The following is an 8,742-nucleotide window of genomic DNA, read 5'->3' on the forward strand; positions in this document are numbered from 1 at the left end:
CGGTTTCGGCCGGAGTCCGTGTCGCCGACATGGGGGCATCCGCGCGGCTCGGACACCGCCATGTCGCCGCCATGGACTCGGCGCCGGGACTCAGCGGCGCAGGGTGAGGATCAGGTCGGCGACCAGCGCCGTCCAGCCGGTCTGGTGCCACGCCCCCAGCCCCGCGCCGTTGTCGCCGTGGAAGTACTCCGGGAAGGCGATCAGGTCCCGCCAGTCGGGGTGGGTCTGGAACAGCTGGCAGGCGCCGTAGATGGGCCGCCGTCCCCAGCTGTCCCGGGTGAACAGCGCGATCAGCCGGGCGGACAGGTCGTCGGCGATCTCGTCGAGGCTGCGCTTCACCCCCGACCGGGTCGGGTACTCGACCTGGAGGTCGTCGCCGAAGAACGCGGCGTAGTCGCGCAGCGCGCCGATCAGCAGGAAGTTGGTGGGCATCCAGATCGGGCCGCGCCAGTTGGAGTTGCCGCCGAACAGGCCGCTGGTCGACTCGGCCGGCTCGTAGCCGACCCCGAACTCCTGCCCGCCGAGGGTCACCGTGAACGGCTTGTCCAGGTGGGCGCGGCTGAGCGTACGCAGGCCGTAGTCGGAGAGGAACTCGTCGGCGTCGAGCATCCGGGTCAGCAGCCTGACCACCTGCTCGGGGCCGACCATGGACAGCAGCCGCTGCTGGCGGCCGTCCGGGCCGATCCGGCGGGCGCCGATCACGTCGGCGTACTCGGGGCGGTTGGCGAGGAACCAGCGCACCCGCGCGCCCAGCTCGGGCAGCCGGTGCAGGGTGCGGGCGGTGAGCCGGGTGGTGGCCGCCAGCGGCAGCAGCCCGACGACCGAGCGCACCTTCAGCGGCACCATCGTGCCGTCGGTGAGCCGCAGCACGTCGTAGAAGAAGGCGTCCTCGTCGTCCCACAGCCCCTGCGAGTACGCGGCGGCGGCGATGTACGCGAAGTGCTCGAAGAACTTCGTGGCGGTGTCCGCCCAGGCGCTGTCCCGCTCGGCGAGCACGATCGCGATGTCGAGCAGGTTCAGCGCGTACATGGCCATCCAGCCGGTGCCGTCGGACTGCTCCAGGACCCCGGCCACCGGCAGGGCGGCCGACCGGTCGAACGGGCCGACGTTGTCCAGCCCCAGGAAGCCGCCCTCGAAGACGTTGTTGCCGCCAGTGTCCTTGCGGTTGACCCACCAGGTGAAGTTGAGCAGCAGCTTCTGCATCACCCGGGCCAGGAACTCGTGGTCGCGGGAGCCGTCGATCTCGAACACCCTCAGCGCCGCCCAGGCGTGCACCGGCGGGTTCACGTCCCCGAACGCCCACTCGTACGCCGGGATCTGCCCGTTGGGGTGCAGGTACCACTCGCGGAGCAGGAGCAGCAGCTGCGACTTGGCGAAGCCGGGATCGACCCGGGCGATGCTGACGCAGTGGAAGGCCAGGTCCCAGGCCGCGTACCAGGGGTACTCCCACGGGTCGGGCATGGAGATCACGTCGAAGCTGTTCATGTGCCACCAGGCGCTGTTGCGCCCCTGCCGGCGGCCGGCCGGCGGCGGCGCCGAGCCGGGGTCGCCCTCCAGCCACCGCTTGACGTCGAAGTGGTAGAACTGCTTGCCCCACATCAGCCCGGCGATGGCCTGTCGGGCGACGAGCGCCTCGTCGGCGGTGGCGGCGGCCGGGACGACCCCGTCGAAGAACCGGTTCGCCTCGGCCCGGCGCGCCCAGACCACCGCGTCGAAGCCGGCGCCCAGGTCGGCCGGCGGGGGCGTGGTCCCGCCGGGCGGCGGGGCGGTACGGGTCAGCCGCAGCCGGATCTGCCGCTGCCCGCCCGCCGGCACGTCGAGCACGTAGTGCAGGGCGCCCTTGGTGCCCTCCCGGTCCGGGTTGACCGTGGCGGCGCCGTTCACGACGTGGTCGTTGATCCCGTCCTTCGGGTACGGCGAGCGGCCCGGCAGCCCCCACAGCCGCTCGGCGTTGGTGTCGTTGTCGCACAGCAGCGGGACCGGGTCGCCGTCGCCCTCCAGCAGGATCTGGCCGAGCACCCAGTGTTCGCCGAGCAGCCGGGCCCCGGCGCCGGAGCCGGCGGGCGAGCCGACGATCCGGGGCACCCGGTCCCCGCCGGGCAGCCCCCACGCCCAGGTGTTGCGGAACCACAGCGTGGGCAGCACGTGCAGCCGCTCGGCGGTGTCCCCCCGGTTGGCCACCGTCACGACGACGCACATGTCCGTCGGGGACGCCTTGGCGTAGTCGACCGTCACCGCCCAGTACCGGTCGTCGTCGAAGACGCCGGTGTCGACCAGCTCGTACTCGGTGTCGTCCCGGCCGCGCAGCGCGTTGACGGCGACCAGCTCGTCGTACGGGAAGGCGGCCTGCGGGTAGTGGTAGCGCCAGCGCATCCAGGAGTGGGTGGGCGTGGAGTCCAGGTACCACCAGTACTCCTTGGCGTCCTCGCCGTGGTTGCCGCCGTCGCCGCCGAGGCCGAACATCCGCTCCTTGAGGATCGGGTCGCGCCCGTTCCACAGGGCGAGGGCGAGGCAGAACGTCTGCCGGTCGTCGCAGACGCCCGCCATGCCGTCCTCGTTCCACCGGTACGCTCGGGACCGCGCGTGGTCGTGGGGAAAATAGTCCCAGGCCGTACCGTGTTCGCTGTAGTCCTCCCGTACCGTCCCCCATGCCCGTTCCGAGAGGTAGGGACCCCATGCCCGCCAGTCCTGCTCGCCGGCGTCGGCCTGGGCCAGCCGGAGCCGCTCGGCGTCGGGCGCGGGCGCGGAAGGGGTCGGCACGTCCGTGATCACGTGCCCATCTTCGACGCCGCCGGGGTACTTCACCACACGGGCCATTCTCGTCGTGGCGTGTCACACCGCGCCGCCGCTGGAGGAAAGTTGATCGACATTCGGTTCGGGCCGCAGGTGTGCGGACAGCTGTCGGCCGGGGCGGCCAGGGAGTGGCTGGTCCCGGACGGCCGGGGCGGCTACGCCATGGGCACCGTCAGCGGGCTGCGCACCCGGCGGTACCACGGGCTGCTGGTGGTCGCCGGCGCGACGCCGGCGTCCCGGAAGGTGGGACTGGTCAGCCTGGACCCGGCGGTCGGCCTTCCCTCCGGGGCGCGGGTACGCCTCGGGGCGCACGAGTGGTCCTCCGGGGCGGTCGACCCGCGCGGCTTCGAGCTGCTCGAACGCTTCGACCTGACCGACGGGCTGCCCCGCTGGCGGTGGCGGATCGGCGACGTGGTGATCGAACGCGAGCTGGCCATGGCGTACGGCCGGTCCTGCGTGGCGGTGGTGCACCGGCTGGTGTCCGGCGGCCCGGTGACGCTGGACCTGTCGGCGGCCTGCACGTGGCGCGACGCCCACGGGGAGCGGCGCGCGGACGGCCCGGCGCCGCGGGTCGAGCCGGTGGCCGGCGGCGCGGTGGTCGACGGCGCGTTCCGCCTGGCCGGGCCCGGCTGGACGCCGGCGGGGCAGTGGTGGCTCGGGGTGCACCACCGCGAGGAGGCCGCCCGCGGGCTGCCCCCGGAGGAGGACCTCTGGCACGCCGGGCGGTTCTCCGGCGCCCTGGAGCGCCCCGGCGACACCGTGTCGGTCCTCGCCTGGGCCGACGACCTGACCGCCGAGCCGGCGCCGGCGACGGAGATCGTCGAGGCGGCCCGGCGGCGCAACCGCCGGGTGGTGGCCGCCGCCCGGCCGGCCGACGCGACCGAGGCGACCCTGACCCTGGCCGCCGACGCGTTCGTGGTGCGCACCGCCACCGGCCCGGACGTCGTCGCCGGCTACCCGTGGTTCGGCGCCTGGTCCCGGGACACCATGACCTCGTACGAGGGGCTGTTCCTCTGCACCGGCCGGGCCGACGAGGGCCGGGAGCTGCTGCGGGCGTACGCGGCGACGCTGTCGGAGGGGATGCTGGCGAACACCGCCGACACGGGGCGGGTGGAGTACAACACCGTCGACGCGACGCTGTGGTTCCTGCACGCGGTCGCCCGGCACGTCGCCGCCACCGGGGACGCCGACCTCGGCGACGAGCTGCTGCCGGAGCTGCGCGGGGTGGTCGACGCGCACCTCGCCGGCACCCGGTACGGCATCGTGGTCGACCCCGTCGACGGCCTGATCACCCAGGGCGGCACCCCGGGGACGGCGCTGACCTGGATGGACGCCCGGGTGTACGGGGTGCCGGTCACGCCGCGCACCGGCAAGCCGGTGGAGGTCAACGCCCTGTGGGTCAACGGGCTGGCGGGCCTCGCCGAGCTGGCCGAGCGGGTGGGCGGGGACGCCGCGGAGCTGCGGCGGCTGCACGCCCGGGCCGCCGCGTCGTTCCGCGACCGGTACCCGGCCCCGGCCGGCTGGCTGCACGACGTGGTGGACGCGCCCGCGCCGGCGTACCCGCTGGGCGGCGCCCCGGTCCACGACGACGACTCGCTGCGGCCGAACCAGCTGCTGGCCTGGTCGCTGCCGTACGCCCCGCTGGAGCCGGACGAGCCGACCCTGCGCCGGGTGGCCGCGGGCCTGCTCACCCCGCTCGGCCCGCGCAGCCTCTCCCCCGACTCGCCCGGCTACGTGGGGCGGCACCGGGGCGGGCCGGCCGAGCGCGACGGCGCGTACCACCAGGGCACCGTGTGGCCCTGGCTGCTCGGGCCGTGGGTGGACGCGGCGCGGCGGGCGAAGCTGCCGGTGGACGGGTTCCTCGTCGGGGTCGACGCCCACCTGAGCGAACACGGCCTGGGCTCGGTCAGCGAGACGGCGGAGGGGGAGCCTCCGCACGCCGCGACCGGCTGCCCCTTCCAGGCGTGGTCGGTCGCGGAGGTGCTGCGGGCGCGGCGCGGGCGCCGGTAACGCTTTACATGCCGGCAACGGTGGCGTCGCGGCTGGTTGACCGGCCGGCGGCAGAATCGACCCGGGCGCGGCGCCGGCATCCGGCCCGCGGGTGCGGCAACGCGCGCCCGAGCCGACCCGAGGAGGCCGCATGTCACCTGCCGCCGACGTGATCGACATCCAACCCGCCCGGCACCAGCGCGTCCTGATGCTGTCCTGGGAGTACCCGCCGGTGCTCGTTGGCGGCCTCGGCCGCCACGTCCACGCCCTCTCCGTCGCCCTCGCCGCCGCCGGCCACCACGTCACCGTCGTCACCCGCCACGCCCCCGGCGCACCCCTGGAGGAGTACGCCGACGGCGTCCGCATCCTGCGCGCCCCCGAAGACCCCGTCACCTTCCCCCTCGCCACCGGCAGCCTCCTGGCCTGGACCATGGCCTTCAACCACACCCTCACCCGCACCGCCCTGCGCGCCACCGAAGCCGGCACCTACGACGTCATCCACGCCCACGACTGGCTCGTCGCCCACACCGCCATCACCCTGCGCGACCACCTCGACCTCCCCCTCGTCACCACCGTCCACGCCACCGAAGCCGGCCGACACCAGGGCTGGCTCCCCGACGAGATGAACCGCACCATCCACGGCGTCGAGCACTGGCTCAGCACCGAGTCCAACCGCGTCATCGCCTGCTCCGGGTACATGCGCGACCAGGTGACCCAGCTGTTCGACCTGCCCGGCGACCGGGTGGACGTGGTGCCGAACGGGGTGGACGGCCGGGCCTGGCACGCCCACCCCCGGGCGGTCGCCGCCACCCGGGCCCGGTTCGCCGGCACCGGCCCCCTGGTCGGGTACGCCGGCCGGCTGGTCTACGAGAAGGGCGTGCAGCACCTGGTGGACGCCGTGCCGTACCTGCGCGAGCGGCACCCCGGGCTGCGGGTGGTGATCGCGGGCGACGGCCCGTACCGGAACGACCTGGTCGACCAGGCGCACCGGCTGCGGCTGGCCGACACCGTACGGTTCGCCGGTTTCCTGGACGCCACCCAGCTCCCGGCGGTGCTGGCGGCGACCGACGCCACCGTGATCCCCAGCCTGTACGAGCCGTTCGGCATGATCGCGCTGGAGGCCGCGGCGGCCGGCGCGCCCCTGGCCGTCGCCGCGACCGGCGGCCTCGCCGAGATCGTCGAGCCCGGCGTCACCGGCGTGACGTTCCCGCACGGCGACCCGGACGCGCTCGCCGGGGCGGTCGACCGCCTGCTCGGCGACGAGGTGCTCTCCCGGCGGATGGCGCGGCGGGCCCGGGCGATGGTCGACGAGCGGTACGGCTGGGCGACCATCGCCGCCCACACCGCGAGCCGCTACGCCGCCGCCCGCCGGGAGCACCGCACGGCGCGGGCACGTCGGGCCGGCCGACCGGCCGACGGGCGGCGCCCGCCGGCCATCCCCGAGGGGAACCTGCTGACGGCCGGCGCACCCGCCCGTTGATCCCCCTCCCGTACCGGCGCCCGCCCCGCCGGGCGGCCCCCTCCGGGACGTGACGCCATCCCCAGTGGACCGTCCGGGTGATTGCCCTCGGCGGGCCACTCTGCCAGAGTGGCGTAGTTTGTGGATCAAGACCCTGGGGAGGGCGAGGCGTCATGATGGGACCGTCCCATGCGCTGTCCGGCGCGGCGGTGTGGCTGGCCGGCTCCTGGGCGCTCGACCAGTTCGCCGACTACCATCAGACGCCGCTGGCGGTGGCGGTCGGCACGGCGGTCTGCGCCGGCGGGGCGCTCTTTCCCGACCTCGACCTGTCCGGCAAGGTGACCCGCAACCAGGGCGGCGCCACGGTGGCCCGCACCTTCGGCGTGTTCAGCCTGTTCCTCGCCGAGGTGATGGAGAAGATCTCGCTCGGCGTCTACTACGCGACCAAACTCAGCAAGGATCCGAAGCGCAACAACGGCCACCGCACCCTGACCCACACCATCCCGTTCACGGTGCTGGTGGGCTGGGGCACCACGGCGCTCTGCGCCGCGTACGGCAAGTGGGCGGTGGTCGGCATCCTGTTCTTCATGATCGGGCTGGCGCTGCGCGGGCTGTTCGACCGTTGGGCGGAACGGGCCGGCTGGGTGATCGTCACCCTGGCCTCGGCCGGCGCCGCGTGGTACACCTTCGCCAACCTCCCCGGCGACCGGGGCTATCCGATGATCGGGCTGGCCGTGGGCGTGGGCTGCTTCGTGCACATCCTCGGCGACATGATCACCCGGGCCGGGGTGCCGATCCTGTGGCCGATCCCGATCAAGCGCCGGATGTGGATGATGATCGGCCTGCCGAACAAGATCGCCCTGCGTACCGGGAGCAAGGCCGAGGTGGTGGTGCTGCGCGCCGCCATGACCGCGGTCGCCGTGCTGGCCGCCGTCGGCCTGGTCGCCCCCTCGGTCCTGCGCAAGTTCAACATCGACATCTGACGACCGCCGGCCGGCGTCCGCTGGCGCAGACGATCAGCCGAAGCAGGCGGCCGTCCAGCGGGCGAGCAGTTCCAGCACGGGCCGGCGGCCGGCGAACATCTCGGCCTCGCCGCGCGGGTCGTAGCTCTGCCGGGTGCCGCCGCGGATCCGGTCGAGCATCAGCGGGGCCAGCCAGAAGTACTTCGCCGCCCCGGTGAGCCGGACCGCACGGACGACGGTGTCCGGGTCGACGACCCCGCGCAGCCCGTCGACGTACCGGTCGACGACCGCGGTGGCCACGTCGTCGATCCCGGCGACGTCGACCAGGCCGTCGAGGAAGGTGTCCAGCACGAGGTTCGCGGCGTCCTCGCCGATCGGGCCGGGGCCGACGAAGGCCCAGTCCAGCAGCACCGGGCCGGCGTCGGCGAACATCAGGTTCATCGGCCAGCAGTCGTGGTGGCACAGGGTTTGCGGCAGCCGGTCGACGGCGGCGAGCAGTTGGTGCCGGCGCTCCCAGAGCGCGCGCAGCGCCCCGCGCAGCGGCGCCGGCCACGCGGCGGCCGCCACCGGATGGTCCCAGGGGGCGGGCGGGGTCACGGGCCGGGTCAGCGTGTAGTCGCGCAGCCAGTCGCGGGCCAGCCAGGCGTACCCGGGCGGACGCCCCAGCCAGGCGGCGTGCCCGACGCCCAGCCAGTACGCGACGTCGCCGAGGTCGGCCGCCGCGCCGGCGGTGCCCGGCCGCCCGGCCACATCCGCCAGCCACAGCGCGACCGAACCGTCCGGCCGCTCGTCGACCGCCAGGAGTTCGGGAGCGGCCAGCCCGGCGGCGGCGTACGCCCGGGCGGCCAGGCCGCTGCGGTACGCCTCGACCTCGCGCCGCCAGTAGTTCCAGTGCCCGGGCTCGGCGCCGCCGACCCAGTGCGCGGGGCCGTCCCGACCGGGCGGCGTGATCAGCTTGAGCACCGCCGGCCGGCCGCCCAGCCGCGCCCGCCAGATGCCGCCGGTGACGGTGTTGAACGGGTTGTGGGTCAGCGGCTCGGCGGTCTCCCCGGCGGGCACCATGTCGACGGGAGGGCGGGACACCACGCTGACCCTACCCGCGCCGTACCCCGGGGCGCCCCGGGCGCCCAGGTGCCTCCGGTTGCGGCCCGGGGTGACGACAGGTGCGGCCGGACCACGCGGCGGCGATCCCGCCGCCGATCCGAGGACCAGCGGTCCCGGGGACAGCGGCGGGATCGTCACGCGCCTCGTCGTCACAGCGACGGCCGAGGCGTCGCCGGCACGGCTAGGCGGTCAGCCGGATCTCGAGCAGCGTGGCGAGCCCCTTGGTCTCGTCCTCGCCGACGCCGACGCCGCGCCACGCGCCCTTGACCAGCTGCACGGTCTCGGACTCTCCGTCAACGGTGATCTTGGCGCTGCCGTTGTTCATGTCGCCCCGGATCGATTGACTTCCTCTGCCCCCTGAAGAGGGCAGATTCCTGGCGGCGCTCATGCGGCACGCCGGGTGGTTGACGCTTCGCAGCCCACAGGTGCCGGGCT

Annotated in this window: 6 protein-coding genes; 3 read left to right on the forward strand and 3 right to left on the reverse strand. The window is 74.6% G+C overall.

All coding sequences use genetic code 11. The annotated features are described in order from the left end of the window. Nucleotides 1-90: 90 nt before the first annotated feature. On the reverse strand, nucleotides 91-2,817 hold the full coding sequence (locus tag ACGFIZ_RS29105) for a glucosidase (RefSeq protein ID WP_393424764.1): 2,727 nt from the start codon (nucleotides 2,815-2,817) through the stop codon (nucleotides 91-93). A 42-nt stretch (nucleotides 2,818-2,859) separates the two neighbouring features. Here ACGFIZ_RS29105 and ACGFIZ_RS29110 point away from each other — a divergent pair, with 42 nt between their 5' ends. From ACGFIZ_RS29110 to ACGFIZ_RS29120, 3 genes are all read left to right on the forward strand, one after another. Then, entirely contained in the window at nucleotides 2,860-4,803 is a 1,944-nt protein-coding gene (locus ACGFIZ_RS29110) for an amylo-alpha-1,6-glucosidase (RefSeq protein ID WP_393424767.1), read from the forward strand. 130 nt (nucleotides 4,804-4,933) lie between these two features. After that, nucleotides 4,934-6,262: a glycosyltransferase family 4 protein gene (locus ACGFIZ_RS29115; protein ID WP_393424770.1), complete on the forward strand. Its 1,329-nt coding sequence runs from the start codon at nucleotides 4,934-4,936 to the stop codon at nucleotides 6,260-6,262. 152 nt (nucleotides 6,263-6,414) lie between these two features. Next, complete coding sequence (locus tag ACGFIZ_RS29120) at nucleotides 6,415-7,224, forward strand: metal-dependent hydrolase (protein WP_393424773.1); 810 nt, start codon at nucleotides 6,415-6,417, stop codon at nucleotides 7,222-7,224. A 33-nt stretch (nucleotides 7,225-7,257) separates the two neighbouring features. On the opposite strand, the gene ACGFIZ_RS29125 is transcribed toward ACGFIZ_RS29120, so the two are convergent. Together ACGFIZ_RS29125 and ACGFIZ_RS29130 are read right to left on the reverse strand one after the other, a co-directional pair. Continuing rightward, a complete protein-coding gene (locus tag ACGFIZ_RS29125) occupies nucleotides 7,258-8,286 on the reverse strand; it encodes a phosphotransferase (protein WP_393424776.1) in 1,029 nt (342 codons plus the stop codon). A gap of 202 nt (nucleotides 8,287-8,488) precedes the next feature. Further along, the coding region (locus ACGFIZ_RS29130) for a hypothetical protein (protein ID WP_393424779.1) at nucleotides 8,489-8,742 on the reverse strand (254 nt) is incomplete at its 5' end.

The organism is Micromonospora sp. NPDC048830 (genome assembly GCF_043198215.1).
Classification (GTDB): Bacteria; Actinomycetota; Actinomycetes; order Mycobacteriales; family Micromonosporaceae; genus Micromonospora.